The organism is Corallococcus sp. BB11-1, from assembly GCF_026626625.1.
GTDB classification, from domain to species: domain Bacteria; phylum Myxococcota; class Myxococcia; order Myxococcales; family Myxococcaceae; genus Corallococcus; species Corallococcus soli.
This window is the reverse complement of record NZ_JAPNJY010000013.1, coordinates 83081-109937: the sequence shown is the minus strand read 5'-3', so window position 1 is coordinate 109937 and position 26857 is coordinate 83081. Positions and strand designations below refer to the sequence as shown.

The window sequence follows — 26857 nt, the reverse complement described above, 5'->3', positions numbered from 1 at the left end:
AGCACACACGGCCCCCCTCACGCCCGGGGCAGCACGATGGTGAAGCGGGCCCCCTGCCCTGCCTCCGAGCGGACCTCCAGGGTCCCTCCGGCCTCGGTGATGATGCGCCACGCGACACTCAGGCCCAGCCCCACGTTGGACCACACGTCCTTCGTGGTGAAGAAGGGCTCGAAGATGCGCGGGCGGATGCTCTCCGCGATGCCCTTGCCCGTGTCCTCCACCTCCAGGATGCACATGCCGTCGCGCTCGCCGGTGCGCAGGGACAGCCGCTTCACCGGCGACTGGATCATCGCGGTGCGCGCGTTGGACAGGAGCGCCAGCACGACCTGGGACAGGTGGCCGGGGTCCGCCTTCACGCGGGGCATCGCCGTGCTCAGCTCCGTCACCAGGTCGATGCCCTCGCCGCGCGTCTGGTTCTCCGTGAGGCTCAGCGCGTCGCGCACCACGGCGTTCAGGTCCACGGGCCGCAGGTCCGGGCGCTCGCGCTGCTGGGAGAAGCGAAGCAGGTTCTGGGTGATGTCCTTGCAGCGCTTGGCGCTCTGCTCAATCTTGCGCAGCGTCTCGAAGTCGGAGTCGTTGCTCTCCCGGTCCAGCAGCAGCAGCTGCACGTTGCCCAGGATGCCGGCCAGCGGGTTGTTGATCTCATGCGCCACGCCCGCGCCCAGCTGCCCCACCGCCGCCAGCTTCTGCGCCTCCACCAGCTGCGCCTGCGCGGCCCGCAGGTCCGCGGTGGCCTCCTCCACCCGGGCGCGCAGGTCGTCGTTCCAGCGCAGCATCCGTCCGCGCGCGGCCTCCAGCTCCTCGCCCATGCGGTTGAAGGTGGACGCCAGCGCACTCAGCTCGTCCTGGCCCTCCACCTGCACGCGGCGCTCCAGCTCGCCGCGCCCGTAGGCCTCCGCGCCCTGCACCACCTCCGAGAGCCGGCGGTTGAGCCTCCGGGTGAACAGGGCGCCCAGGACGAGCAGCACCCCCAGCGCGACCGCCACGGACACGAGCACCGTGCGCCGCAGCTGCCGCACCGGAGCGAGCGCCAGGGCCTCGTCCACCGTCACGACGACCTCCAGGCCCCGCACGTCCGGCACCCGGGCCACGCTCAGCCGGCGCGCGGGGTTCGCCACGCGGAAGCTGCGCACGGTGTCCTGCTCACGCGTGGGCGTCAGCCCCTGCATCACCTCCGGCTCCAGGGGCCGCAGGTGGCGCTCCGGCAGGGAGCTGGCCAGCACGCGGCCCGCGCCGTCCACCATGTCCAGCCGGGTCAACCCCTCGCCCGCGCGCCTTTGCAGCAGGGCCTCCAGTTCAACCAGGACGACCTCCGCGACCGCGTAGGGCGCGTCCGCGCCATCCGCCAGCTTCACCGCCACGCCCATGGCGGCATGGCCCGTGGCCGCGTGAGGGTAGGCGTCGCCCAGCGCCACCTGGCCTCTGCGGGCCTCCTGGAACGACGTCACCGGCACCGCTCGCGCCAGCTGCTCCAGCCCCGCGGCGGCGAAGGCCGGATGACCGTCGAGCGCTTCTTCCCGGTACACCGCCGGCCCCAGGGGCCGCCCCTGGGCGTCCAGCTCCAGCACCGCGCTCACCATGGGCGACTGGCCGTACAGGAGCGACAGGCCCCCGTGGACCTCCTCGGGCGTGGCGGACTCCCAGTTGACGAAGTCCGCCGAGCGGGCCAGGCCGTTGACGACCTCCATCAGGCTCGCCCCCACGGCCTCCGCGGTGGCGGACGCGAGCGCGCGCTGCTTGTCGTCGATGTGCGAGGCGACCTCCGCCTCCGCGCGCGACAGCAGCAGGAAGCCCACGGCGGCCAGGGGCAGCACCGTCGCGGCGAGCATGAAGAGGATGAGCTGCTGGTAGAGCCTCATCCGGTGATGGACCGGACCACGCGCTCCACGTCGCTGCGCAGGAACACGGAGCCCGGGATGGCCTTGGCCTTCTTCTTCATGTCCGCGGCCCGGCGCGCCAGCTCCGCGTGGTCATGCGCCACGCCGTCGGTCATCACCGCCACCACGGACACGCTCATGATGGGGAAGTGCCGCTTCTCCCCGAAGCGGTCCTCCGCCTCGATGTGGCCGCGCTCCCGGTCATGCCGGTCGTAGTAGAGCGGGATGATGCGATCGAACGCTTCGATGGCGCACTGGCACACCCGGTCCACCGACTCCGTGGAGGTGATGAAGACGAAGTCATCCCCCGCCACGTGGCCCAGGAAGTCCCCGACGGCGCCCTCCTGCTGGAAGATCTCCCGCATCAGGTCGCCCGTCTGGCGCACCACGCCGTCCGCCTTCGCGAAGCCGTAGTAGTCGTTGTAGGCCTTGAGGTTGTCCAGGTCCAGATAGCAGAACGCGAAGGGCTGGCGCGCGGAGAGCCGGCGCTGCACCTCCCGCTCGATGGCGGTGGAGCCCGGCAGCTGCGTGGTGGGCGACGAGGACAGCTCCTGCTCCTTGCGCCGCAGCAGGCTCTCCACGCGCGCGCCCAGCTCCAGCGCGTCGAAGGGCTTGGTGATGTAGTCGTCCCCGCCCAGCTTCAGCGCGCGCACCTTGGAGGACGTCTCCGTGCGCGCGGAGATGAAGATGACGGAGATGTGGCCGCTGGCGCGCTCGGCCTTGATCTCCTCCAGGAACGCGAACCCGTCGCCGTCCGGCAGGGAGACCTCCAGCAGCACCGCGTCCGGGCGGCGCTCGCGCAGGGAGCGGCGGCCCTCCTCGATGCTGTGCGCGACGCCCACCTCGAAGCCCATGCCCTCCAGCACCTCGCGGCACACCGACGCGATCTTCGCGTCGTCGTCCACCACCAGCACGCGGCCATGCTGCGCGCCGGCCCGGCCCCGCGACAGCGAATCCACCGTGGCCAGCAGCTTGTCCCCCGCCAGCGGACGCACGAGGAACGCGTCCGCGCCGGCCCGGAAGGCGCGCTGGCGCTCGTCGAACGCGGAGGTGAGCAGCAGCGGCGCGCGGCGCGTCTCCGGATCATGCCGGAGGATCTCCGCCAGCCGCAGGCCGTCCACATCCGGCAGCCGCACCGACACGAGCAGCACGTCCGGGTGCAGGTTGCGCGCGGCGCTCAGGCCCTCCTCCGCGGACGCCGCCAGCCGCACCCGGTAGCCCCGGCCGCCCAGCAGCGCCTTCATGATGTGGCCCACCTCGGGCTCGCCCTCGATGATGAGCAGCTTGCCGCGCGACTCCGGACGCACCGGCTGCGGCGAGGGCAGCGTGTCCACGCCCTCCTGCGACAGCACCTCCTGGGGAGGTTCGGTGGGCAGCACGGCGATGAAGCGCACGCCGTCATGGGACGGCTCGCACCAGATGCGGCCGCCGTGCGCCTCCACGATGTTGCGGCAGATGGCCAGGCCCAGGCCGGTGCCGCGCACGGTGCGGTTGGCCTGCGTGCGGGCCTGCTCGAAGCGGTCGAAGATGCGCTCCAGGCTGTCCTCGGCGATGGGGTCGCCGCTGTTCCAGCAGGACAGCACCACGTAGCCGGGCAGGCTGGACGTGGCGCGCAGCTCCACGCGCACCTCGCCGCCCTCCGGGGTGAACTTCACCGCGTTGTTGAGCAGGTTGTTGAGCACCTGGTTCACGCGGTTGGGGTCCACCATGGCCCGCAGCGGGTGCTGCGGCAGGTGCGGCACCACGCGCACGCGGCGCTCCAAGAAGGCGGGGCCGTACTTCTCCACCACGCGCTGGACCAGCTCCTCCAGGTAGATGCGCTCGAAGCTCATCCGCAGCCGGCCCTGCGCGAACTTCGACAGGTCCAACAGGTCGTCCACGATGCCGTTGAGCTTCTCGGCGGAGTCCTTGGCCAGCGACAGGTAGCGGTGCTGCCGCTCGTTGATGTCCCCGGCCATCCGGTTGAGCACCAGATCCAGCGCCCCGGTGATGGACGTGAGCGGCGTGCGCAGCTCGTGGCTCACCATGGACACGAACGCGTCCTTGCGCTCCTCCAGCCGCTTCTGGTCGGTGATGTCGCGCAGCACCACGCACACGCCGCGCAGCGTGCCGCGCGCGTCGTTCACCGGCGTCACGGTGGTCTGCACGGTGCGCTCGAAGAGCTTCACGTCCTCGCGCAGGACCTGGTGGCCGCTGTACTCCAGGTTGCGCACCAGTTGGAACGGCTGGAAGCCCAGGCGGTCCTCCAGCAGGCGGCTGGAGTTGCCCTGCCCCTCCTCGCCCGCGCGCAGGAGGCGGCGCGCGGCGGGGTTCATCACCACGATGTCGTTCTTCTCATCGGTGAGCACCACGCCGTCCGCCATGGACGCGACCATGCGCTCCATGCGGTGGCGGGCCTCCTCCTCCGCCGAGCGCAGCGACTGGATGGCGTCCGCCGTCTGGTTGGCGAGCACGTCCAGCAGCAGCCCGTCGTCCTCCGTGAAGGCGTCCGCGCGGTGGGAGAACAGCGACAGCATGCCCACGGGCCGGCCCGCGGCGGTGAGGTTCACCGTGAGCTGGTTGGGGTAGACGACGGGCGAGGCCGCGTCCTGCGTGGTGGTGCCGGTGACGCGGGTGATGACCCGGTCCTCCGGCAGCGCCAGGCCGCTGCTCTTGCGGTACGCGCCGAGCATGGACTCCTTGACGCCCAGCAGGGCCTGCTCGCCCACGTTGCCAATGCAGCGCAGGCGCAGCGTGGCGCCGCGCGAGCCGTCCGGCGCGATGAGCGCGGCGCCGCAGTCGTAGGGCAGCACGCGGGCCACGGCGGTGAGCACGCGGTCGATGATGGCGTCGTAGCTGGCCGGATCGTTGGCGCTGGCGCGGCTGACCTCGTAGAGGACGAAGAGGGCCTCCACGCGCTGGTGGAGCTGGCGGATCAGCCGCTCCTTGTCCTTCTTGAGCTGCGAGTACTCCACCGCGTTCTTCACGGTGATGAGCAGGTCGTTCACGTCCCAGGGCTTGGTGACGTAGCGGTACACCTGCCCCTGGTTGATGGCCGCGATGATGTCCTGCGGGTCGGTGTAGGCGGTGAGCAGCAGCGTGGTGACGTCCAGGCCCTCCGCGCGCGCGGCGGTGACCAGCTCGATGCCCGTCATCTCCGGCATGCGTTGGTCCGTGACGAGGACGTCCACGGACTCGGTGCGCAGCAGCTCCAGGGCTGCCCGGCCGGTAGGCGCCGTGAGGACGCGGTAACGCCGCTGGAACATCCGGCTGAGGATGTCGAGGACGTCAGCCTCGTCGTCGACGAAGAGCAGCGTGTGGCGGAGGTCGGACACGGCAGCGCCAAGTGTACGCTGAGATCAACGCGCCTCCTCAAGTCACGAGAATGACGGGCCTCCGCCAGCACACACGGTAAGGGTGGGGGCACTGAACGGATTGACTCTACACGTATGTTCAGGGAGCATGGGGTACTGAAATTCTGTTGCCCGGTCGGCTCAAGCAGGCGGGCAAGCGAGCGAAGGAGTGCGGCCATGGAAGAACTCACGGAGCGCCAGCGCGAGATCCTGACCTTCATCGTGAAGGAGACGGAGACCCGAGGCTTCCCCCCGACCATCCGGGAGATTGGGGAGCACATGGACATCCGCTCGACCAACGGGGTGAACGACCACCTGAAGGCCCTGGAGCGCAAGGGCTACCTGACCCGGGGCGAGCAGCAGAGCCGCTCGCTGGTGCCCACCAAGCGGGCGCGGCTGCTGCTGGGCCTGGGGATGAAGAGCCGGGACTCCGGGATGGTGGAGATCCCCCTGCTGGGCAAGGTGGCGGCCGGCCTGCCCGCGCTCGCGCAGGAGAACATGGAGGACTCGGTCAAGATCGACAGCTTCCTCCTGGGCGGGGTGAACGGCCGTGAGGTGTTCGCGCTCCGGGTGAAGGGCCAGTCGATGATCGACGACGGCATCCACGACGGGGACTACCTGTTCGTGAAGAAGACGCCGTCGGCGCAGGCCGGGGAGATCGTCGTGGCGCTCATCGAGGACGAGGCCACGGTGAAGCGCTACTACCCGGAGGTGGACCGCATCCGCTTCCAGCCGGCGAACGCGACCATGCAGCCCATCTACGTGAACCGGACGGACTTCCGCTCCACGATGATCCTGGGCCAGGTCGTGGGCGTGTACCGCAAGCTTCAGGGCGGCCGGACTTGAGGCCGGTGCCGTGATGCCGCCCGGGCCCGGTGGGCCCGGGTGGGGCTGTCAGGGCCGGAAGCAGAAGCCGCAGTCCAGTGAGCCGCCGCAGCCGTCGGCGGCGTATCCGCAGGTGAGGCCGAGCGCTTCGCAGGTGGTGGGCGTGCAGCACTGGTTCTGGAGGTTGCAGACCTTGGCGGCGGGGCAGGCCCCGCAGTCCATGCGACCCAAGAACGTCTGCGGGATGTAGCCGCACTCCTTCCCGATGCCCTTGCAGATCTCAGGCGACGCCTTGATGGTCATCAGCGTGTCCATCAGCGCCTCCTGTGTCGGATAGGGCGTCGTGGGTGCGTCCGCCGGAGGCGTCCGGACGTTGGCGCCTCCATGGGCGTTGGCTGACAGCGCACGATCCCGGGCGGATTCCAGTTCGGCCCCCTTGAGGTGCTGCTCGGACGCGCCCGGGAGGGTCATCCACAAGCCTGCCTCCGTGTCCGGTGGCGGTGAGGGCATCAGGAGCACGGCCTGACGGCCCCAAGTGGGGGTGAGCAGCGTCATCCCGACGCTGCGGTCCAGCACGAACAGCGGCGGTGTGATGGCGCGAGGGATGAAGTTGCCCCCGTTCACGCCATCGAGGCGGATCAACAGCCCCTCATGGGCGGTGAGTTCCTCGCCGTCGCGCCAGACGGTGAACCCCTGGGTGATGTGCACCCGCTCGACGGACACCACGGTACCGAGTCCGGAGTTCTCCGAACGGACCGGAGCGGCCGGAGTGGGCGGCTGACTGGAGCAGGCCCACGTGAGCCCCAGGAGCAGGAGGCTGAACAGGCGGATTCGCATCATCGGGGTCCTCATGTCCGGGTCAGCCTTCCCATGGGTTCGTGCGGTGTTCAGACCTCGGTGAAGCGCACGCCCGTGGCATGAATACGTTCGAGCGCCTCCTTCAGGTCCTCGGAAACGATGAGGGCAAGGTTCCATCCCTCTGTCCGGAACACCTGGGTGGCGCCGACCTTCGTCGGGTCGATACGGAGATGATCCACCGCATAGTACTGACCCACCTTCTCCGGCAGACCGTCGTCCTCACTCCAGAACTGGACGGTCGACGCCTGCTCATCAATGCAGCGGACGAGCTTCGTCGCGACAAGGATGACGTACTGCTCGGGCTTGCCCACGATATCGACGGGAATGACCTGGACATCGGAAGGGGCAAGTTCCGCGAAAACCGACGCCACCCGCACATGAACCACGGGTGTCAGCCCCACGCCTGCTGTCGAGAAATCGAGTGCCGCTCCAGGCTCATCGATGGGAATCGACAACCTGACGGGGACCGACAGCGAACGACCCGCGCGAAACTGCCACGGGTCATCGACCTCCTGTCCCTGTTCATCGCGGGGATCCCCCAGGTACCAGCTCCCAGCCTGGACGTCCTCGGACAGCCTGAAGTAGCGAAGGGGCATCGCGGGCCTGGACTTTCAGCCGCCTCGGGTGAGGAGCAGGTTCAGTTCGGTTCCAGGCCGGGAGACCTCCCTGGCCAGCACTTCAAGAGCCTTGGTGAGCGCCACGCGGCAGTCTTCGACCTTCCGACAATTCGCGGTGGCGTTGTTGAGTCGTTCCATGACGAGTTCGTGGTAGCGCTGCGGATGAGGACCACGATGTCCCGGAACCTCGACGATGTTCTCCGGGTCCTTCAACTCCATCCCCGCCTTCCGGAAGAGGCGCTGGAAGCGCGGCGTCCACGGGCCTCCACGCAGGGAGGACGTGCTGTTCCGCAGCGTCGCCAGGTGATGCTTCTGACTGCCAACCCGCGTGGACATGGCCACCGCGTTGGGCGCCAGCGCGACGGTGAAGCCCTGGGGCGTCATCGCCACCGACCGCACACCGCCGAGGCCCGCGTAGGTGTAGCCCGCCTGGGCCTCCACTGTGAGCGCCGCCTGCGCGGAGCCCGGCAACCCGGAGGTTTTCGAGGCCAGCCCCACGGTATTGCCCAGCGCCGCCGTCGCCAGCATCACAAAGACCCGCGCGGCGTTCTGCCCCAGGACTTCTCCGTACCCTTCCCCTGCCTCGCGCAATTGATCGAACGTCAGCGCGCGGTCCGCCACCTTCACCAGGGTCAGCCACCCGTCCAACAGCCGCCACACCGTGTCCACGCCCAGGTAGGCGATGGCGGTGGCCGTCATCAACGCCGCCACTCCCTTGGACACCGGCTCCGGTAACGACCACAGCAGCAGGTACATCGTGAGGGAGGCCGTCACGGTGGCCATCACCGCTTGCGGATCCGCCATGCCTCGCAAGGCCTCGGCCGTCTCCGTCCACACCGAATCCATCGCGAGCGCCATCGCCAGCACGTACCGACCGTCACTGCCCAGCAGCGGCCCCTCCTCCAGCAGCGCCAGGCAATCCCGCCCCTGCTTCTTGCGCTCACACCAACGGCCGTAGGCCCGGGTCAGCTCCGCCGAAGCGTCGTCCAGCAGGTGCAGCTCGCGGGCCTCCACTTCCCCCAACGCGACAACCCGCCGCGTGCGCACGTCGAACCCGAACACCCCACTGCGCTCCGGGACGCCGAAGAACGTCCGGGCCTCCCGCAGCGGATGCGTGAACGGACGCACGTCCCGAGCGAGCGCTGATACCGCCTCCTCGAACTCGCCATCGTCAGGCTCCGCATCCTCCAGCGAAGCCCCTTCCTCATCCCGAGGCGTCACCACCACGGAGTCCGCGCCCCCCGTGTCCAGGCGCACGACCCGGCCGGACGCGCAGCCCACCAGGAGGAACGGCAACAGCAGGCAGAGCCACCTACGCGTCACACAGCCCCCGAAGCCGTCACCCGCCTACGGACACTTCGCCACGCCGCCATCCGTCGAAGCCGCCGCCACCCGGGCACACGCGGCCTGCACCGTGGCGGTGTCCTTCAGCTCACGCGCCAGCCGCGCCGTGGCGAGCTGCAACTCCACGTCCTTCGCGTACCCCGGCTCCGACCCCAGGCTCGTCAGGATGCGCAGGGCATCGGGCTTGCGCCCCAGCGTCGTCAGCAGGCCCGCGACCTCCTGCATCTCCCGCACGTCCGAACCCGACACCGTGTCCAACGCCTTCTGCAGCTCCCCCTCCGCCGCGGCCTTGTCCTCCACCGCCAGGTGCGCCCGGGCGAGCGCCACGTGGACGATGGCGCGGTCCTTCACCTTCAGGGACTCGCGGTACGCCGCCAGCGCCTCATCGCGCTTGCCGAGCTTGAGCTGGATCTCCGCCACCAGCTCCCACAGCGTCGGATCCTTGGGCGACTTCTTCGCGGCCTCCTGGTACGCGGCGGCCGCCTCCGGCAGCCGGCCCGCGCGCACCTCGGCGTCGCCCAGCGTGGTCAGCAGCTCCGGCGAGCTCAGGCCCTGTGACGTCGCCTTGCGCAGCAACACGAGCGCGTCCTCCTGCCGCCCCTGCGTCGTCAGGACCTCCACCGCGCGCAGCGTCAGGTCGGCCTTCGACGCGTCCGGCGCGACCTCCGCCGCCTGCGTAAGCCGGGTCACCGCCTCGTCGTGGTCGCCGCGCTCCTCCGCCAGCTCACCCAGCTGCTCCAGCGCGTTGAAGTCGCGCGGATGCAGCTCCAGCGCCTTCTGGAGCGACTTTCGGGCCTCGTCCGGCTTGCCCAGCTGGGCCTGGATGAAGCCCAGCCGGCTCCAGTTGGTGGAGCGCTTGGGGTCCAGGCGCAGCGCGGCCTCGAACTCCTTCGACGCCTCCTCCAGCCGGCTCATGGACAGCAGCACCTCGCCCCGCGCGGCGGGCAGGCGCGGATCCGCTGGCATCAGGCCCTTCATCTCGTCGAAGGTCTTGAGCGCGGCGTCGAAGTTGCCCTGGAGGTACTCGGAGTTGCCCCGGAGGTAGAGCCCCTCCGCCTGGTCCTTCGGATCGAGCTTCGGTGCTTCGGTGCAGGCCCCGGAGACCAGCAGGGCAAGGAGCGGCAGGGCACGCAGGCGCGACGACATGGGAGGCTCCGGATGGCTCAGAAGTGGTACGCGATGCCAGCGTTGACGTCGAGGTTGAGGCCGTCGCCCTCGCCGTCGTCGGCGAGGCCCAGCACGGCCTGCGCGATGTTCGTTCCCAACTCCAGCTGGAAGCCGACGCGGCCCACCAGCAGGTACTCCAGTCCGACGAAGCCCACGACCGACGGCAGCGGGCCCGTGTTCTGGAAGATGCCGTAGTCCCCGAACGACAGCTGCACGCCCAGGCCGAAGCCCCAGTAGGGCCGCAGGGACGTCTCCAGACGGTGGTAGTGCCGTGCGCCCAGGATGCTGGGCAGCACGTTGACCTTGCCGTCGCCGCTGTCGCCACTCGTGCGCACCAGCGTGAAGCCTACCTGAAGGAAGCCCTGCCATTCCGGGTGGAACCAGTAGCCAACCTCCAGATCCAGGCCCGGGTTCAACGAGGACAGCTTGTCGATGAAGCTGTTGTTGAAGCGCAGCCCCAGCGTGAGGCCACCGCCCGGCGAGGACGCGACGGCGCCGCCCAGCAACGGACGCGCCTTGACCGTATCCTCGGGTGACGACAGCAGCACGGACAGCAACGCGTCCGACACGGAATCGGCGGTGCGCAGCAGCTCGTCATCATCGGAGGCTTCCGCGCTGGGGCGGGCGAGGCTTCGGCCCTCGCGCGTGTCCACGAGGCTCGCGGTGAGCAGGTACTGTCCCCCGAAGCGGTCCAACCGCCCCGTGAGGATGTAGCGAGCGCCCGTGACCGAGGACAGCTCCCGGAAACAGTCGTCCTGCTCGCAGCGGGACTCGCCCGACAACCGCGGCTGGCGCTCCGCGTCCAGCATCGTCTGGATGTCCCGCTGGGACAGCACGCGCAGGAGCGGGGACGTCGCGAGGCGGCTCGCGATGAGCAGGGTGATGCCCGGCGCGGCCTCCTTCCCCCCCGCGTTGGACTCCAGCGGCAGCACCGCCACGGTGGACACCGCGGGCTTCGCCTCCGCGACTGGGGCCGGAGACGTCACCGGGCCAGGAGCCCCTGAAGCGACAGGGGCCGGAGACGTCACGGGCGCCTGGGAGGAGGCCGGGCCCGAAGTGGCCCCGTCCTGCGCGAGGGCGGACGTGGCCAGTGACACGAGGCATGAGGTGAGGAGGAACCAGGGGGTGCGTGACACGCGCGACACTCTACCCTCCTCCCGGCCCGCGCCCAGCCTCTCCCTGGCGGAGCCGGCGGCCACCAGCCCTGCCCGCTCCCCTGCCCCCTCAAGGCCGCGAGTTCAGCGTCCCCACGACGGAACGTGGGCGGGAGCGGAGCGAAAAGACAGCCACGAACAGGTTGCACCGCGAGGACGCAGGTCCTATCCGGGAAGCCATCCAGAGCGGGGAGACGCGCGGCCATGGAGCGAACCAACACCCTGGAAGCACTGCTCGCGCGAGGACGCGCGGAGGACGTGGCCATCGGTGCCCCCGGACGCCCGGCGTTGACGTACGGGGCGCTGCGGGAACTCGTCGCCCAGGTCCACGCCAGCCTGCGGGCGTGGGGCTTCCAACGGGAGGACCGCATCGCGCTGGTGCTGCCCAACGGGCCGGAGATGGCCACCGCCTTCCTCGCCGTCGCCAGCGCGACCACCACCGCGCCCCTCAACCCCGCCTACCGCGCGGACGAGTTCACCTTCTACCTGGACGACCTCCAGGCCCGGGCCCTCCTCATCCTCGAAGGACTGGAGAGCCCGGCCCGAGCCGTGGCCAGGGAGCGGAACCTCCCCATCCTCGAACTCATCCCCACCCCGCAGGGGCCCGCCGGACACTTCACGCTGAAGTGCGAAGCGCCCCCGCGGCCCTCCGCCCCACTGGAAGAGCAGGCCCACGAAGCGGACGTCGCGCTCGTGCTCCACACGTCGGGGACGACCGCGCGGCCGAAGCTCGTCCCGCTCACGCACGGAAACCTCACCGCGTCCGCGCGGCACATCGGCGCGCTGCTGGGGTTGGGACCTGGAGACGCGTGCCTCAACATCATGCCGCTGTTCCACATCCACGGGCTCGTGGCCGCGGTGCTGGCCAGCCTGGGCGCGGGAGGCCAGACGGTGTGCACGCCGGGCTTCAACGCCCTGCGCTTCTTCTCCTGGTTCGAGGAGGCCGGCCCCACCTGGTACACCGCCGTCCCCACCATGCACCAGGCGCTGGTGGAGCGCGCCCGCCGCAACGTGGAGAGCCTGAAGTCACACCGCCTGCGCTTCATCCGCTCGTCGTCCGCGTCCCTGCCGCCCCAGGTCATGGAGGAGCTGGAGCGCGCCTTCGGCGTCCCCGTCATCGAAAGCTACGGCATGACCGAGGCCGCGCATCAGATGGCCTCCAACCCCCTGCCACCCCGCTCCCGTTACGCGGGCTCGGTGGGGCTCGCCGCGGGCCCCGACGTCGCCATCATGGACGACGCGGGGATGCTGCTGCCTCCCGGCGTGCTCGGAGAGGTCGTCATCCGGGGACCCAACGTCACGGCGGGCTACGTGAACAACCCGGAGGCCAACGCGCGCGCCTTCACGCACGGGTGGTTTCGCACGGGGGACCAGGGCACGCTGGACGCGGACGGCTACCTGCGCCTCACCGGCCGGCTCAAGGAGTTGATCAATCGCGGCGGGGAGAAGGTGAGCCCGCTGGAGGTGGACACCGTGCTGTTGGATCATCCCGCCGTGGGGCAGGCCGTGACGTTCGCCCTGCCCCACCCGAAGCTCGGTGAAGACGTCGCCTGCGCCGTCGTGCTGCGCGAGGGCCAGGGCGTCACCGAGCGCGAGCTGCGCGACTTCGTCGCCTCGCGCATGGCCGACTTCAAGGTCCCCCGCCGCATCGTGTTCCTCACGGAGCTGCCCAAGGGCCCCACCGGCAAGGTGCAGCGCATCGGGCTCGCGGAGCGGCTGGGGCTCATGTCATGAGGATCGCCATCTTCGGCGCGGGCGCCATCGGCGGCTTCCTGGGCGTCAAGCTGCTCCAGGCCGGCGCGGACGTCACCTTCATCGCGCGAGGCGCCCACCTGGAAGCGATGCGCGCCAACGGCGTCACCCTCACGAGCGGCGGAGAGACCGTCACGGTGCGTCCGCACTGCACCGACGCTCCCGACGACGCGGGACCGCAGGACTACGTGTTCCTGACGATGAAGGCCCACGCCCTGCCCGCCGCCGCGCCGCAGGTGGCCCGGCTGCTGGGGCCGGAGACCGCGCTCGTCACCGGCATCAACGGCGTGCCCTACTGGTACTTCCACGGACTCGAAGGGCCCCATGCGGGACGTCACGTGGAGAGCGTGGACCCGGGCGGCGTGCTCCTGCGCACCCTGCCCCCGGAGCGCGTCATCGCCACGGTGGTGTACCCGGCCGCGGAGGTCGTCTCGCCCGGCGTCATCGTCCACACCTACAACGACCGCGTGACGCTGGGAGAGCCGGACGGCAGCAAGAGCCCCCGCGTCCAGGCCCTCTCCCAGCTCATGATGAAGGCGGGCCTGAAGTCCCCGGTGCGCCCGCGCATCCGCGATGAAATCTGGGTGAAGCTCTGGGGCAACCTCGCCTTCAACCCGCTGTCCGTGCTCACCGGCGCCACGCTCGACGTCCTGGCCCGCCAGCCGGACCTGCGCGCCGTGGCCCGCGCGATGATGGTGGAGGCCCAGGCCGTGGCCGAGGCCCTGGGCACCCGCTTCCTCATCGACGTGGACCAGCGCATCCAGGGCGCCTCGCAGGTCGGCGCGCACAAGACGTCCATGCTCCAGGACCTGGAGCGCGGGCGCCCCATGGAGATCGACGCCCTGCTGGGCGCCGTCGTGGAGCTGGGGCAGCTCGTCGGCAAGCCCATGCCCGCGTGCGAGGCCACCCTGGCCCTGGTGCGGGAGCGCGCGCGGCAGGCCGGGGCCTACCCGGCGCGGCCCCTGCCAGAGGCCCCTTAAGCCGGCGGCATCACGCCCAGGTACTCGAGCGGATCCACCGGCTTGCCATCCACGCGCACCTCGAAGTGCACGTGCGGGCCGGACGTGCGGCCGGACTCGCCCACCGTGGCGATGACCTGCTCGCGGCGCACCTTCTGCCCGGTGCGCACGCGCAGGTCGCGGTTGTGCGCGTACAGGGTGATGAGCGTGGGCGAGTGCTCCACGATGACGATGAGGCCGTAGCCCTTCTGCTCGCCCGCGTAGAGGACCGTGCCGGCCTGCGCCGTCTTGATGGGCGTCCCCGCGGGCGCCGCCAGGTCGATGCCGTCGTGCGGCTCGCGGCCCTTCTTGCCGAAGCGGCCATACAGCACCCCGCGCAGGGGCCAGTCGAGCAGCCCCTGCGTGGCCAGCTTCGGACGTGACGGCGTGCCCGGACGCCCCGACACCACCCTCGCGCGGGGCGGCTCCTGGCGCCGCGACACCGCCGGCACGGAGCGGCGCGGCGTGGACACCGGCGCCTGCCCCGGCTTCGTCAACACCAGCTCCGGCTCCTCGTCCGACAGCGGCCCGGGGTCCCCGTATTGCGGCCGCTCGCTGCCCGGGATCAGCAGCTCCCGGCCCACGGTCAGCTCGCGCGGATCCTTGATGCCGTTGGCCAAGGACAGCTCTTCCACCGTGATGCCGTACGTCTTGGCGATGCGGTACACCGTCTCGCCCGACGCCACGCGGTGGCGCACGGCCACCAGCTCCGGCTCCTCGTGGGTGGGCCGCAGCGCGAACGCCAGCGGCTTTCCCTCACCGGGAGACTCGGGCAGGGCCCCCGCGGTCTCCAGACCGGAGGGGGACGCGGACCGGGAGCCCACGCAGCCGCCCAACAGCACGGCCGCGAGCAACACCCAGAGCGCCCTCCCCGCTCGGCTGGAGCCTCGTGTCCCCAACCTCAGGCACCGCCCGATCCGTGCCGGGTGAAGCCCTTCAGGCTCCAGCCCGACAGCTCGGGAATGCGACCGCGGTCGGTCATCTCGAAGTGGAGCGGCGTCACCGACACGCGCTTCTCGTCGAGCACGGCGTTGCAGTCACTGCCCGGAATGTCCTGGTGGGCGTACTCGGTGCCCCCGATCCAGTAGTACTTGCGGCCGCGCGGGTCTTCCTTCTCCACGACGTTGTTGCCGTAGGAGTGCCGTCCCTGCGTGGTGACGACGTAGCCGTCCGGCTCCACACCCCCGGGGATGTTCACGTTGAGGAGCATCCGGGGCGGCAGGGGCCGCGACAGCGCCTCCTCCACCAGCGCGCGCGCGAAGCGGCCCGCCGGCTTGAAGTCGAACGGCCCCCGCGTTACCAGGCTGAACGCGATGGCGGGCACGCCCAGGAACGCCGCCTCCATGGCCGCCGCCACCGTACCGGAGTACATGACGTCGTCCGCGAGGTTCGCGCCGTGATTGATGCCGGAGACCATGAGCTGGGGACGATTGTCCTTCAGCAAGTGGTTCATCGCCAGATACGAGCAATCCGTGGGGGTGCCGTCGACGGAGAACCACCGCTCGCGCACCTCCTTGATGCGCAGCGGCCGGTGCAGGCTGATGGAGTGGGAGGCGGCGCTCTGCTCACGGTCGGGCGCCACCACCCACACCTCGCCCAGGGGGCTCACCGCCTCCACGAGCGTCTGGATCCCTTCGGAGAAGTAGCCGTCGTCGTTGGAGACGAGGATGCGGGGGCGGGAGGAGCTCACGGTCACTTCTTCTTCGCGAACGAGCGGAAGGCGGACATGCCCGCGTAACGCGCGCCGGCCCCCAGCTCTTCCTCGATGCGCAGCAGCTGGTTGTACTTGGCCACGCGGTCCGAGCGCGACGCGGAGCCCGTCTTGATCTGCCCGCAGTCCAGCGCCACCGCGAGGTCCGCGATGGTGGTGTCCTCGGACTCGCCGGAGCGGTGGCTCATGATGGACGTCATGCCCGCCTTGTGCGCCATGCGCACGGCGTCGAACGTCTCCGTCAGCGTGCCAATCTGGTTCACCTTCACCAGGATGGAGTTCGCCGTGCCCGTCTGGATGCCCCGGCCCAGCCGCTCCACGTTGGTGACGAAGAGGTCGTCGCCCACCAACTGCACCTGGTTGCCCAGCGCGTCGGTGAGCTTCTTCCAGCCCTCCCAGTCATCCTCCGCCATGCCGTCCTCGATGGAGACGATGGGGTACTTCTGCGCGAGGCCCCGGTAGTACTCCAGCAGCCCCTGCGAGTCGTACTCCTTGCCCTCGCCCTTGAGCTTGTACTTCTTGGAGCCCTTGTCGAAGAACTCGCTGGCCGCCACGTCCAGCGCCAGGAACAGCTGCTCGCCCGCCTTGAAGCCCGCCGCGTCGATGGCCTCCATGATGAGCTTGAGCGCCTCCTCGTTGGCCGGCAGGTCCGGGGCGTAGCCGCCCTCGTCGCCCACGCCCGTGGCCAGCTTGCGGCCCTTGAGGATCTTCTTGAGCGCGTGGAACACCTCCGCGCCCCAGCGCAGGCCCTCCGCGAAGGACTTCGCGCCGGCGGGCACCACCATGAACTCCTGCACGTCCACGCGGGTGTCCGCGTGCGCGCCACCGTTGAGGATGTTCATCAGCGGCACGGGCAGCGTGCGCGCCTGGAGGCCGCCCACGTAGCGGTACAGGGGCAGGCCGTGCGCGTCCGCGGCGGCGCGCGCGGCGGCCATGGAGACGGCGAGGATGGCGTTCGCGCCCAGCTTCGCCTTGGTGGGCGTGCCGTCCAGCTCAATCATCCGCGCGTCCAGGGCCACCTGGTCCACGGCGTCCATGCCCACGAGCGCGGGGCCAATCGTGTCGCGCACGTGGTCCACGGCCTTGAGCACGCCCTTGCCCAGGTAGCGCTGCTTGTCCCCATCCCGCAGCTCGTGCGCTTCGTGCTCGCCGGTGGAGGCGCCGGAGGGCACCGTCGCACGGCCTCGCGAACCGCCCACGAGGAGCACTTCGGCCTCCACGGTCGGGTTGCCACGGGAATCGAGCACTTCACGGGCCAGGATTTGAGCGATCTCGGTCATAGGGCGCCGTTTCTATGAGGCACGGCCAGAACGGGCAAGCGCGCTCGCATCCGGGGCCTGCTACAGTGTCCAGCCGCTGAATGCCTCCACCTCCCAAGCGCCGCGCGGCGGGCCCGGACCCGCTCCCTGGCCAGCGTGCCCGGGGTGCCCTGCTGGGCCTGGCCGTGGGCAATGCCCTGGCCGTGCCCACGGCGGGCCGCCCCTTCTTCGCGCCGGCCTTCCCGGAGCTCGCCGTGGGCCCCTACCAGGGCCTTCATGGCGGCGGCCCGCACGAGCTGCGCAAGGGGCAGGTCAGTGAGCCCACCCAGCTCGCCGTCGCCCTGGCGCTCAGCGTCCGCGACCTGAAGCGCTACGACGCGGGGGACGCGCTCCGCCGCTACCGGGCCTGGCAGTCACACGCCTTCGCCGTCAGCGACCCCATGCGGGAGGTCCTGGAGGAGTGCGAGGCGGCCCCCGCGAACGTCGCCAAGGACGCCGGCAAGCGTGTCTGGCAGAAGCACTTCCGTCGCGTGGCGAACGCCGGCGCCCTGCCCCGCGTGGTGCCCCTGGGCGTGGTGCTGGCGAGGGACCCCTTCGCGCTGGCCCAGGCCACCATGGAGGACACCGCCCTCACCCACTTCGACCCGCGCAGCCAGCTCGCCAGCGCGGGGCTGTGCGCCGCCATCGCCAAGGCGGTGACGGGCGGCCCCACCCTCAAGGCCGCCGACCTGCTGCCCGCCGCGGAGACCGGCATCTCCCTGGCCGGCGCCGCCCTGGCGCGGCAGGAGAAGGACTTCGTCCAGGAGGTGGCCCGCGCCTCGGCCCTCCTGCGCGAGGACCTGGCCCTGGCGGCCCAGGACGACCCCCAGCTCTACGGCCCGGAGCTGCACCTGCACCGCCCCGGCAACAACGCGGTGCGGGCCGCCTTCCGGCTCGCCTTCTGGGAGCTGCTCCATGTGCCCACCCCGGAGGGCGCGCTCCTGGACGTCATCCACCGGGGCGGCGACACGGAGGTCCACGCCGCCGTCACCGGCGCGCTGGTGGGCGCCTTCCATGGCGAGGGCGCGCTGCCCGAGGAGTGGCGCCAGAAGGTCCTCCTGGCCCTCCAGCCCTTCAATCCCATGCAGAAGGGTACGGCGCTGTGGGAGGTCTACCACCCCCGGCACCTGCTGCTGCTGGCCCCGGGCTAGAGGCCTCCAGGGCCCTGCGGCCCCACAAAGCACGAAGCCCGCGGGGGGCCGCCTGTGGGGCGGCCCGACCGTGGGCTTCGGGACACGCCGTGGCTGGGAGGCCACGGGAATGGGGAATGCGCCTCAGAGGTCGATGACGACAACGCCTCGCGACGGCTTGTCTTCCTCGGTGTCCGTCCTCCGGTGGGGACGGTTATCGGGAACAGGCAGTGGGAGCTCCACCACCGGCCGCTCGTAGTCCTCGCGGCGGAGCCGCTCGCGGCGCTTGATCTCTTCGATAATGAACGCGTCGAGCATGGGTTCGGTTTCTCCCTCAGCCTACGTACCCCGATGTACGCCCGCCGTCCCGCCCCCTTACCACTTCCACTTCCCTTTGATGCAAATTAAGAACCCCGGTTCCTTTCTGGGTGCGCCGCCATGATTCTGCATGGCTGCTCGTCCACCTCCCGACATCCCGGCCAGGGCAACCGTGGCGCGGATGTCATGGGGAACCCAGCGGACGTTCAAAATTTGCCTGATCCTAATACGGCCGCGCCGCGCCGCAACCCAACCCGTTTCAGGTGGGACGCCACGCCGCGCACGGCACCTTCCCGGCCCAAAAGGGCCCGCCTGCCTCCCTGCCCCTTGCACGACGAAGGTCGGGCCAGGAAACAGACAGGCAGGCGGAGTTTGACGCGTTTCGTCAGGAAGCCGGGCGGCGTCAGGGCGCTTCAGCGCGGCGCTTGAACGCCTCCAGCATCTTGGGGAGCTGGTTGTCCACGAGTCCGTTGACGATGGCCTTGGGGACCAGCATGCCCAGGGCCATCTCCACGTTGTAGGTCGCGCGCGTCTTGCCCTCGCCGTCGGGCTCCAGGGTCCAGCTGCCCTTGTTGTCCTTCATGACCTCGCCGTTCACGAAGGTCCAGGACATGCGCTTGGGGCGCTCCTCGGTCACCTTGATGGTGTAGCGGATGGTCTTCACCACATCGACCTCGTAGTGGACCTGGACGGTGTTGCCCTGGCGCTGCGAGGTGGAGACCTTCTTCACCTCCGACAGGAACTCCGCGTAGCGGTCGTAGTCGGTGATGATGTCGAAGACCTTCTCGATCGGGGCATTGATGGTGATGGTGCGCGTGGCGCCGGCCATGACGGTGTCTCCTGGTGAGGGGGCAGGCTACAGCGCGTAGCCCGGCTTCTTGTCGAACTTGTGCACGGACTGGATGAAACGGACGGTGCCCGTCTTGCTGCGCATGACGACGGAGTGCGTCTCGCAGCCGCCGCCGAAGAAGCGCACGCCCTTGAGGAAGTCACCGGTGGTGACGCCCGTGGCGGCGAACATCACCTCACCCTTCGCCAGCTCCTCGGCGGAGTAGATCTTGTGGATGTCGGTGATGCCCATCTTCTTCGCGCGGTCGATTTCGCCCTGGTTGCGCGGCACGAGCCGGCCCTGCATGTCCCCGCCAGTGGCGCGGATGGCCGCCGCGGCGATGACGCCCTCGGGCGCGCCGCCAATGCCCATGAGCACGTCCACGCCGGTGCCCTCGAAGCAGGTGGCGATGGCACCCGCCACGTCGCCGTCCTCGATGAGCCGCACGCGGGCGCCCGCGGCGCGGACCTCCTTGATGAGGTCGGCGTGGCGCTCACGGTCGAGCGTCATCACGGTCAAATCCTCCACGTAGACCTTCATGCGCTCGGCGATGGCGCGCAGGTTCTCCGTGGGGGACTTGGTCAGGTCGATGGCGCCCCGGGCGCGCGGCCCCACGGCGAGCTTCTCCATGTACGTGTCGGGCGCGTTGAGCAGGCCGCCATGGCTGGACATGGCCACGACGGAGATGGAGCCCGGCCGGCCGTAAGCACACAGGTTCGTGCCCTCCAGCGGATCCAGGGCGATGTCGACCTCCGGGGCGCCGGGCTCACGGCGGCCCACGCGCTCGCCGATGTAGAGCATGGGCGCCTCGTCGCGCTCGCCCTCGCCGATGACGACGGTGCCGTCGATGTTCAGCGCGTCGAAGGCGCGGCGCATCGCGTCCACGGCCACCTGATCCGACTCATTCTTGTTGCCGCGGCCCATGAGCCGGGCGGAGGCGATGGCCGCCATCTCGGTGACGCGCACGACCTCCATTGCCAGGTTGCGATCCATTGTGGTGCTCCTCGTTCGGGGAATTCGGGCGGGAAGATTCAGGAAGGAAAAGGGCCCGGGTTCAGGCGGCGTCCAGGGCCTTCAGTCGGGACAGGGCTTCGGGCATGCGGCGGGGCTTGCCGTCGCGTCCCACGCAGGCGTGCATCGTGCGGCCGGTGCACAGCAGCGTGGGGGTTTCGCCGTCGCGCAGCAACTCGTAGGTGAACACGAGCGACGCATGACGCAACTCGCTGAGCGTGGCGCGGATGACGAGCAGGTCGTCATAGCGCGCGGAGGCCTTGTAGTGGGCGCTCGCGTCCACCACGGGCAGCAGCAGGCCGGTGGCCTCCAGCTCGCGGTAGCTGCCGCCGTGGGCCCGGAAGAACTCGCTGCGCGCGAACTCGAAGTAGCGGAAGTAGTTCGCGTAATACACGACCCCCATCTGATCCGTGTCGCCGTAGATGACCCGCAGCCGTGCCTCGACCATTGGGCCGCCCATATCAGGGCGGGGTGACGGGTCCAAGCGGCGGGCACGCATGTTGGTTGCTTCTGACCATCCGGCCGGGGAGGCTGTCCGCCATGTCGCGTCTTCGCACCACCCTTGCCGTCCTGTCCGTTCTCTGCGCCCTGCCCGCCCAGGCCCGGGCCCCGAAGCTCACGCTGTTCATCAGCGTGGACGCGCTGGGCAGCGACCTGCTCTTGCGCAACCGGCCGCGCCTCACGGGCGGTCTGGGGCGGTTGCTCGACACGGGGGCGTACTACCCCTACGCCCGGTATGCCCACGCGAAGGCTCGTACCGCACCGGGTCATGCCACCCTCGTCACCGGGGCGAACCCCTGGCGCCACGGCATCGTGGACAACGAAATCCAGGACCGCGCCACGGGCCAGGTCCTCCAGGTCTACGTGGACCCGAAGCATCCGGTGCTGGAGGCGGTCACCCCGCCCGCGTCCGACACCAGCCCGGCGAACCTGCTGGCGGAGACGCTGGCGGACCGGCTGCGCATGGCCACGCAGGGACGGGGCAAGGTGGTGGCGTTGTCGTTCAAGGCACGCGCGGCCATTCCCCTGGCCGGGCGGACGGGGCAGGCGTGGTGGTTCGACGGGGCCTCGGGGCAGATGGTGACGAGCACCTGGTACGCGAAGTCGGTGCCCGCGTGGGTGCAGGCCCTCAACGCGCGCAAGCTGGCGGACGCGAGCTTCACCAAGACGTGGGAGCTGCTGCGTCCGCGCGAGGAGTACGTGGGAGAGGACGACCGCGCCACGGAGCCCGACGCCTATGGCATGGGCCGCGCGTTTCCCCATTCCCTGCGCAACGGGCTGACGGCGCCCGGGCCCCAGTCCTACAAGGCCTTCGCGGTGTCCCCCTTCTCGCATGACCTGCTGGTCCAGGCGGCGAAGGCGGCGCTGGAGGGCGAGGGCCTGGGCAAGGACGGCGTCCCCGACATGCTCGCGGTGAGCTTCAGTGGCACGGACGAGACGTTCCATGCCTTCGGTCCGTACTCGTGGGAGATGCAGGACTCGCTGCTGCGGTTGGATCAGGCGCTGGGCGAACTCATCACCGCCGCCGAGCGCGCGGCGGGAGGACGGGCGAACCTGCTCATCGCGCTGTCGGCGGACCACGGGGGCGCGGAGATTCCGGAGGCCTGGGCGGCGGCGGGCGTCCCCGCGGCGCGCATCAACCCCGTGGAGGTGGCGAAGGCGCTGGCGAAGGAGCTGCGCACGAAGTTCGGCGTCGAGGTGACGGTGGGAATCCTGGCCCTGGACGTGTACCTGGGGGGCAAGGCGCTGGAATCAGGCCAGGTGGATGGCGTCGCCGTCCGGCGCGCGGCGGCGGCATGGCTTGCGAAGCAGCCCTTCGCGGTGACCGCGGTGGCCCGGGACGACCTGGACCTGGCGCAGGACACCGCGGGGCTCATCGCGCCCCTGCGGCGCGGTTACTACCCGGAGCGCAGCGGGGACGTGCTCTTCATGGCGAAGCCGTTCCAGGTCGTGACCGACTACCCGCGAGGAACCAACCACGCGGTGCCCTACTCCTACGAGTCACAGGTGCCGGTGGTGTTCTCGGGGCGGGGCGTGAAGCCCGGCACGTACTTCCAGGAGATCGACCCCGTGGACGTGGCGCCCACGGTGTCCGCGCTCCTGGAGATGGGGATGCCCGCGTCGGCGGAAGGCAAGCCACGCGCGGAGGCCCTCACGGGACGGTGAGGGCCCGGCTCCCGCGTGTCAGCCCTGCGCCGCGGCGCGGGGCTTGCGCGTGGACTTCTTCGTCGTCTGGATCTCCAGCGACAGGTCCATGGCCCGCGCCGAGTGCGTCAGCGCGCCCATCGACACGAAGTCCACGCCCAGCTTCGCCAGCCGGGGCAGCCGGTCCAACGTGACGCCGCCGGAGACCTCGATGGGGACTCGGCTGGCCGTCAGCTTCACGGCTTCGCGAATCTGCGCGTCGTCCATGTTGTCCAGCATGATGACGTCCGCGCCCGCGGCGATGGCCTCCGCGAGCTGCTTGAAGTTGGTGACCTCCACTTCGACCTTCACCAGCCGGGGGCCGTTCAGCTTCGCGCGGCGCACCGCTTCGGTGATGTCACCGCCCACGGCCGCGATGTGGTTGTCCTTGATGAGGATGCCGTCGAAGAGGCCGAAGCGGTGGTTGGACGCGCCGCCCATGCGCACCGCGTGCTTCGCGAGGCCCCGCATGCCCGGCGGCGTCTTGCGCGTGTCGAGCACCCGCAGCTTCGAGCCCCGCACGGTCGTCACCGCCTGCTGGGCCAGCGTGGCGATGCCCGCCGCGCGCTGCACCAGGTTGAGCGCGGTGCGCTCGGCGGCGAGCAGCGCGCGCAGCTTGCCGTGGACGCGCGCGGCGACCACCTTCGGTTTGATTTCATTGCCGTCCTGCTTGAGGACCTCCACCTCCACCTCCGCGTCCACCATGTGGAAGACGCGGACGAAGGCATCCAGGCCGGCGATGATCATCTGCTCCTTCGCGACCAGCTCCCCACTGCCCTCCGCATCGGCGGGGACCACCGCCAGCGAGGTGACGTCCCCCGCCGCGCCAAGGTCCTCGTCCAGGGACAGCGCGATGAGCCGATCGAGATAATCCTGCTGCACTTCCGCCTCCTACCTACGGGCCTTGCGGGCCGCCGGCTTGCCCCGGGTGGTCTTCTTCGCCGGAGCCTTCTTCGCCCCGGCCTTCTTGCCCGCCTGCTTCGCGGAGGTCTTCCGGGCCGGTGCCTTCTTCGCACCACCCTTCTTCGCAGCGCCCTTCTTGCCCGCCGCCTTCTTCGCGGCCGGCTTGCCCCGGACGGCCTTCTTCGCCGCCGCCTTCTTGCCAGCGGCCTTCTTCGCTGGGGCCTTCTTCACGGCTGCCTTCTTGCCAGCGGCCTTCTTCGCCGGAGCCTTCTTCGCGGACGCGGCCTTCTTGCCAGCGGCCTTCTTCGCCGGGGCCTTCTTGCCAGCCGCCTTCTTCGCGGAAGCGGCCTTCTTGCCAGCCGCCTTCACGGTGCCCGCCGAGTCCTCCGGCGCCTCGCGGGTGTCGCCACCCTCCTTGGCCCGGTCGAACTCGCGCATCGCATCGTCCACGAGGCCCATGCTCATGTACGCGACGCCCAGGTCGTGGTGGTCCGCGGCGGACAGCCCTTCCTTGGTGCCTTCACGCAGCTTGTTGAGCGCGTCCTCCACCACGGGATCCGCGGTGGGAGGCACTTCCCCGGCGGCCTCCGCCTCCATCTCGCCCTTCAGCTCCTGCCCCAGGTTCACGTCGTCCTTCGACGCCTTGGGCTCGGTGGCGACCTTCACGTGGGCGCTCTCTGACGCCGCGAGGGTGGAGGACTCGGACTCGGGGCTGACCGGTAACGGCGACGGCGTCTCGGGCATGGGGGGCTCCGGGGCGATGCGCTGGAGGTGATCCTGCAGCTTGACCGTGCGCTCCTGGAGCTCCGCCACCCGGGCCTTGTCCTTCGCCACCACGTCCGGCGGAGCACGGGCCACGAAGCTGGGGTTGTCCAGTTTGCGCTGCACACTGGTGAGTTCCTGCTCGGCGCGGACGATCTCCTTCTTCAGCCGGTCGCGCTCCGCGTCCAGGTCCACGAGCCCCGCCAGCGGGACGTAGATCTCCAGGTTGCCGCTGACGAACGCCGCCGCCTGGGGAGGCTTGGCGCCCGGCGGGCCCACGAGCACTTCCGACAGGCCGGCCAGCGGCATCAGGTACGCGCGCCAGCGCTCCAGGAGCTCCCGCGTCGTCGCGTCCGGGCTCTGCACCACCGCCTTCACCTTGGCGGACGGCGGCAGGTTGCTCTCGCCGCGCAGCGTGCGCAGCCCCTCGATGGCCGCGATGACCGGCGCCATCTCCGCTTCCGCGGCCGCGTCCACGCGCGCCGCGTCCAGCTCCGGATACGACGCGATGCAGATGCTCTCCGTGGGCCGGGACATCGGCAGCTTCTGCCAGATCTCCTCGGTGATGAAGGGCATGAACGGGTGCATCAGCCGCAGGATGCGATCCAGGCAGTACACCAGCACCGCGCGCGTGGTGTCCTTGGCCTGCGCGTCCTCGCCGTACAGCGAGCCCTTCGCCAGCTCGATGTACCAGTCGCAGAACTCCGCCCACAAGAACTGGTACAGCGTGGAGGCGGCCTCCGCGAAGCCGTACGCCTCCAGCGAGGCGCGCGTCTCCTGCGTGGCCTTCTGGAGCCGGGAGAGGATCCACCGGTCCGCCAGCGTCAGCGTGCGGCCCTCCAGCGGCGTCTTGTCCAGGCTGAAGTCGCCCATGTTCATCAGGGCGAAGCGGCTGGCGTTCCACAGCTTGTTGCAGAACGCCTTGTAGCCACCCAGGCGGTCCATCGACAGCTTGATGTCACGGCCCTGCTGCGTGAGCGACGCGAGCGTGAAGCGCAGCGCGTCCGCGCCGAACGCGGGCATGCCCTGCGGGAAGCGGTTGCGCAAGGAAGGCTGGAGCGCGTCCACCTTGGCGCCGAGGATGACGTCCAGGGGATCGATGACGTTCCCCTTCGTCTTGGACATCTTCTCGCCCTTCTCGTCGCGCACCATCGCGTGCAGGTACACGGTGCGGAAGGGCACATCCCCCATGAAGTGCAGGCCCATCATCATCATCCGGGCGACCCAGAAGAAGATGATGTCGTGGCCCGTCTCCATCACGGACGTCGGGTAGAAGGTGCTCAGCTCCGGCGTCTGGCGCGGCCAGCCCAGCGTGGAGAACGGCCACAGCGCGGACGAGAACCACGTGTCCAGCACGTCCGGGTCCTGCACCAGCTCCGTGCCGCCGCACTTCGGACAGGACTCCGGCGTCGTGCGCGACACGATGACCGCTGCGCTGTCCAGCGAACGCTCCTCGCCCGCGGGGCTGCACGCCGCGCAGTACCAGGCGGGGATCTGGTGGCCCCACCACAGCTGGCGGCTCACGCACCAGTCGTGGATGTTGCGCATCCAGTGGAAGTACGTGTTCGTCCAGGACTCGGGGACGAACTTCGTGCGGCCCTGCTCCACCGCCTCGATGGCCGGCTTCGCCAGCGGTTCGATCTTGATGAACCACTGCGGCGACAGGCGCGGCTCCACCACCGTGGCGCAGCGCTGACAGGTGCCCACGTTGAGCTTGTGCGGCTCCTCCTTCTCCAGGAGGCCCAGCTCCGTCAGGTCCGCGAGCACCTGCTTGCGCGCCTCGGAGCCCTCCAGCCCGGCGTACTTGCCTGTGTCCTTCGTCATCCGCGCCGCTTCGTCCAGGATGGACAGCATCGGCAGCTTGTGGCGCAGGCCCGTCTGGTAGTCGTTGAAGTCGTGCGCGGGCGTGACCTTCACCACGCCGGTGCCGAACTCCATGTTCACGAGCTCGGCGTCCGCGATGATGGGGATCTCACGGTCCGTCAGCGGCAGCTTCACCGAGCGGCCCACGAGCCCCAGGTAGCGCGGGTCCTCCGGGTGCACGGCCACGGCGGTGTCGCCCAGCAGCGTCTCCGGGCGCGTCGTCGCCACGGTGAGCGTGCGGTCGCTGTCCTTCACCGGGTAGCGGATGTGCCAGAGCGAGCCGTTCCTCTCCTCGTGCTCGACCTCCAGGTCGCTCAAGGCCGTGCGGCAGGACGGGCACCAGTTGATGAGCTTCTGGGCCCGGTACATCAGGCCCTCTTCGTACAGCCGGACGAACACCTCGCGCACCGCGGCCGACGACTGCTCGTCCATGGTGAAGCGCTCGCGGCTCCAGTCCAGCGACGCGCCCAGGTAGCGGTGCTGCTCACCGATGCGCGCGCCGTACTTGCCCTTCCACGTCCAGACGCGCTCGAGGAACGCCGCGCGGCCCAGGTCGTGGCGGCTCTTGCCCTCCGACTTCTTGAGCTCCTTCTCCACCACCATCTGCGTGGCGATGCCCGCGTGGTCCGTGCCCGGCAGCCAGAGCGCGTTGAAGCCGCTCATCCGCTTCCAGCGCGTGAGGATGTCCTGGATGGTCGCGGTGAGCGCGTGGCCGATGTGCAGGCTGCCCGTCACGTTGGGCGGCGGCAGCACGATGCTGAACGGCGGCTTGGCGGAAGTGGGCTCGGCGCGGAAGTAGTCGCGCTCCAGCCAGTGGTTGTACCACCGCGCCTCCACTTCGGAGGGCTCGTAGGCCTTGGACAGTTCAGTCGTGTCAGTCATTGAAGACGGCCGGCCCCCGACGGGGCCGGCGGGGAATCAGGG

Annotated in this window: 21 protein-coding genes; 5 read left to right on the top strand and 16 right to left on the bottom strand. The window is 70.1% G+C overall.

Going from position 1 to position 26857, the window contains the following annotated elements:
• Window positions 1-17: 17 nt before the first annotated feature.
• Both OV207_RS12095 and OV207_RS12090 read right to left on the bottom strand, forming a co-directional pair.
• Complete coding sequence (locus OV207_RS12095; protein ID WP_267555129.1) at window positions 18-1859, bottom strand: sensor histidine kinase; 1842 nt, start codon at window positions 1857-1859, stop codon at window positions 18-20.
• Window positions 1856-5191 (bottom strand): response regulator, encoded by a 3336-nt coding sequence (locus OV207_RS12090; protein WP_267555127.1) that lies wholly within the window; start codon window positions 5189-5191, stop codon window positions 1856-1858. The genes OV207_RS12095 and OV207_RS12090 overlap by 4 nt, the downstream gene beginning before the upstream one ends.
• 195 nt (window positions 5192-5386) lie before the next feature.
• Between OV207_RS12090 and lexA the strand changes: the two genes are divergently transcribed.
• Window positions 5387-6055, top strand: a complete 669-nt coding sequence (lexA, locus tag OV207_RS12085) for a transcriptional repressor LexA (protein WP_193348328.1) — start codon at window positions 5387-5389, stop codon at window positions 6053-6055.
• Between the two features lie 48 nt (window positions 6056-6103).
• Here lexA and OV207_RS12080 read toward each other — a convergent pair whose 3' ends face one another.
• Genes OV207_RS12080 through OV207_RS12060 form a run of 5 tightly spaced genes read right to left on the bottom strand, consistent with a single transcriptional unit; the run spans window position 6104 to window position 11006 of the window.
• Window positions 6104-6874 carry a hypothetical protein gene (locus OV207_RS12080; RefSeq protein WP_267555124.1) on the bottom strand — a complete coding sequence of 257 codons (771 nt, stop codon included), beginning with the start codon at window positions 6872-6874 and terminating at the stop codon, window positions 6104-6106.
• Window positions 6875-6921: 47 nt separating this feature from the next.
• Entirely contained in the window at window positions 6922-7488 is a 567-nt protein-coding gene (locus tag OV207_RS12075; RefSeq protein WP_267555122.1) for an imm11 family protein, read from the bottom strand.
• A gap of 15 nt (window positions 7489-7503) precedes the next feature.
• Window positions 7504-8832 (bottom strand): AHH domain-containing protein, encoded by a 1329-nt coding sequence (locus OV207_RS12070; protein WP_267555119.1) that lies wholly within the window; start codon window positions 8830-8832, stop codon window positions 7504-7506.
• 24 nt (window positions 8833-8856) lie between these two features.
• Window positions 8857-9999, bottom strand: a complete 1143-nt coding sequence (locus tag OV207_RS12065; RefSeq protein ID WP_267555117.1) for a tetratricopeptide repeat protein — start codon at window positions 9997-9999, stop codon at window positions 8857-8859.
• Between the two features lie 17 nt (window positions 10000-10016).
• Window positions 10017-11006 carry a hypothetical protein gene (locus OV207_RS12060; RefSeq protein WP_267555115.1) on the bottom strand — a complete coding sequence of 330 codons (990 nt, stop codon included), beginning with the start codon at window positions 11004-11006 and terminating at the stop codon, window positions 10017-10019.
• 372 nt (window positions 11007-11378) lie between these two features.
• On the opposite strand from OV207_RS12060, the gene OV207_RS12055 reads away from it, so the two are divergent.
• A complete protein-coding gene (locus OV207_RS12055; protein ID WP_267555113.1) occupies window positions 11379-12908 on the top strand; it encodes an acyl--CoA ligase in 1530 nt (509 codons plus the stop codon).
• On the top strand, window positions 12905-13906 hold the full coding sequence (locus tag OV207_RS12050; protein ID WP_267555112.1) for a 2-dehydropantoate 2-reductase: 1002 nt from the start codon (window positions 12905-12907) through the stop codon (window positions 13904-13906). Before OV207_RS12055 ends, OV207_RS12050 begins: the two co-directional genes overlap by 4 nt.
• Here the strand turns inward: OV207_RS12050 and OV207_RS12045 are convergent.
• From OV207_RS12045 to eno, 3 genes are read right to left on the bottom strand one after another with little or no spacing between them, the layout of a single operon-like run.
• Entirely contained in the window at window positions 13903-14781 is an 879-nt protein-coding gene (locus OV207_RS12045; protein WP_267555110.1) for a LysM peptidoglycan-binding domain-containing M23 family metallopeptidase, read from the bottom strand. The genes OV207_RS12050 and OV207_RS12045 overlap by 4 nt on opposite strands.
• A 44-nt stretch (window positions 14782-14825) precedes the next feature.
• Window positions 14826-15614, bottom strand: a complete 789-nt coding sequence (gene surE / locus OV207_RS12040; protein ID WP_193348320.1) for a 5'/3'-nucleotidase SurE — start codon at window positions 15612-15614, stop codon at window positions 14826-14828.
• A gap of 2 nt (window positions 15615-15616) precedes the next feature.
• Window positions 15617-16915: a phosphopyruvate hydratase gene (gene eno / locus OV207_RS12035; protein ID WP_267555107.1), complete on the bottom strand. Its 1299-nt coding sequence runs from the start codon at window positions 16913-16915 to the stop codon at window positions 15617-15619.
• 80 nt (window positions 16916-16995) lie between these two features.
• Between eno and OV207_RS12030 the strand changes: the two genes are divergently transcribed.
• The gene (locus OV207_RS12030) at window positions 16996-18084 is read left to right on the top strand and encodes an ADP-ribosylglycohydrolase family protein (protein ID WP_267555106.1); all 1089 of its coding nucleotides are present in this window, start codon (window positions 16996-16998) and stop codon (window positions 18082-18084) included.
• 123 nt (window positions 18085-18207) lie between these two features.
• On the opposite strand, the gene OV207_RS12025 is transcribed toward OV207_RS12030, so the two are convergent.
• The 4 genes from OV207_RS12025 to OV207_RS12010 form a co-directional block, all read right to left on the bottom strand.
• A complete protein-coding gene (locus tag OV207_RS12025) occupies window positions 18208-18381 on the bottom strand; it encodes a hypothetical protein (protein WP_267555105.1) in 174 nt (57 codons plus the stop codon).
• A gap of 403 nt (window positions 18382-18784) precedes the next feature.
• Window positions 18785-19210: a type II toxin-antitoxin system RatA family toxin gene (locus OV207_RS12020; protein ID WP_267555103.1), complete on the bottom strand. Its 426-nt coding sequence runs from the start codon at window positions 19208-19210 to the stop codon at window positions 18785-18787.
• Window positions 19211-19237: 27 nt separating this feature from the next.
• Complete coding sequence (glpX, locus tag OV207_RS12015; protein ID WP_193348316.1) at window positions 19238-20203, bottom strand: class II fructose-bisphosphatase; 966 nt, start codon at window positions 20201-20203, stop codon at window positions 19238-19240.
• 61 nt (window positions 20204-20264) lie between these two features.
• Window positions 20265-20669: an acyl-CoA thioesterase gene (locus tag OV207_RS12010; protein ID WP_193348315.1), complete on the bottom strand. Its 405-nt coding sequence runs from the start codon at window positions 20667-20669 to the stop codon at window positions 20265-20267.
• A gap of 92 nt (window positions 20670-20761) precedes the next feature.
• Here OV207_RS12010 and OV207_RS12005 point away from each other — a divergent pair, with 92 nt between their 5' ends.
• Window positions 20762-22387, top strand: a complete 1626-nt coding sequence (locus OV207_RS12005; RefSeq protein WP_193348314.1) for an alkaline phosphatase family protein — start codon at window positions 20762-20764, stop codon at window positions 22385-22387.
• Window positions 22388-22405: 18 nt separating this feature from the next.
• On the opposite strand, the gene nadC is transcribed toward OV207_RS12005, so the two are convergent.
• Together nadC and OV207_RS11995 are read right to left on the bottom strand one after the other, a co-directional pair.
• Complete coding sequence (nadC, locus tag OV207_RS12000) at window positions 22406-23287, bottom strand: carboxylating nicotinate-nucleotide diphosphorylase (protein WP_267555100.1); 882 nt, start codon at window positions 23285-23287, stop codon at window positions 22406-22408.
• Window positions 23288-23296: 9 nt separating this feature from the next.
• Entirely contained in the window at window positions 23297-26815 is a 3519-nt protein-coding gene (locus OV207_RS11995) for a valine--tRNA ligase (protein WP_267555098.1), read from the bottom strand.
• Between the last annotated feature and the right edge of the window lie 42 nt (window positions 26816-26857).

Bases quoted from the DNA above. Each gene is read 5' to 3' on its own strand.
- OV207_RS12020 (WP_267555103.1), bottom strand. From the start codon at position 19,210: ATGGCCGGCGCCACGCGCACCATCACCATCAATGCCCCGATCGAGAAG.
- glpX (WP_193348316.1), bottom strand. From the start codon at position 20,203: ATGGATCGCAACCTGGCAATGGAGGTCGTGCGCGTCACCGAGATGGCG.
- OV207_RS12065 (WP_267555117.1), bottom strand. From the start codon at position 9,999: ATGTCGTCGCGCCTGCGTGCCCTGCCGCTCCTTGCCCTGCTGGTCTCC.
- OV207_RS12095 (WP_267555129.1), bottom strand. From the start codon at position 1,859: ATGAGGCTCTACCAGCAGCTCATCCTCTTCATGCTCGCCGCGACGGTG.
- OV207_RS11995 (WP_267555098.1), bottom strand. From the start codon at position 26,815: ATGACTGACACGACTGAACTGTCCAAGGCCTACGAGCCCTCCGAAGTG.
- OV207_RS12010 (WP_193348315.1), bottom strand. From the start codon at position 20,669: ATGGTCGAGGCACGGCTGCGGGTCATCTACGGCGACACGGATCAGATG.
- lexA (WP_193348328.1), top strand. From the start codon at position 5,387: ATGGAAGAACTCACGGAGCGCCAGCGCGAGATCCTGACCTTCATCGTG.
- eno (WP_267555107.1), bottom strand. From the start codon at position 16,915: ATGACCGAGATCGCTCAAATCCTGGCCCGTGAAGTGCTCGATTCCCGT.
- OV207_RS12050 (WP_267555112.1), top strand. From the start codon at position 12,905: ATGAGGATCGCCATCTTCGGCGCGGGCGCCATCGGCGGCTTCCTGGGC.
- OV207_RS12055 (WP_267555113.1), top strand. From the start codon at position 11,379: ATGGAGCGAACCAACACCCTGGAAGCACTGCTCGCGCGAGGACGCGCG.
- OV207_RS12025 (WP_267555105.1), bottom strand. From the start codon at position 18,381: ATGCTCGACGCGTTCATTATCGAAGAGATCAAGCGCCGCGAGCGGCTC.
- OV207_RS12075 (WP_267555122.1), bottom strand. From the start codon at position 7,488: ATGCCCCTTCGCTACTTCAGGCTGTCCGAGGACGTCCAGGCTGGGAGC.
- OV207_RS12080 (WP_267555124.1), bottom strand. From the start codon at position 6,874: ATGATGCGAATCCGCCTGTTCAGCCTCCTGCTCCTGGGGCTCACGTGG.
- OV207_RS12005 (WP_193348314.1), top strand. From the start codon at position 20,762: ATGTCGCGTCTTCGCACCACCCTTGCCGTCCTGTCCGTTCTCTGCGCC.
- OV207_RS12030 (WP_267555106.1), top strand. From the start codon at position 16,996: ATGCCTCCACCTCCCAAGCGCCGCGCGGCGGGCCCGGACCCGCTCCCT.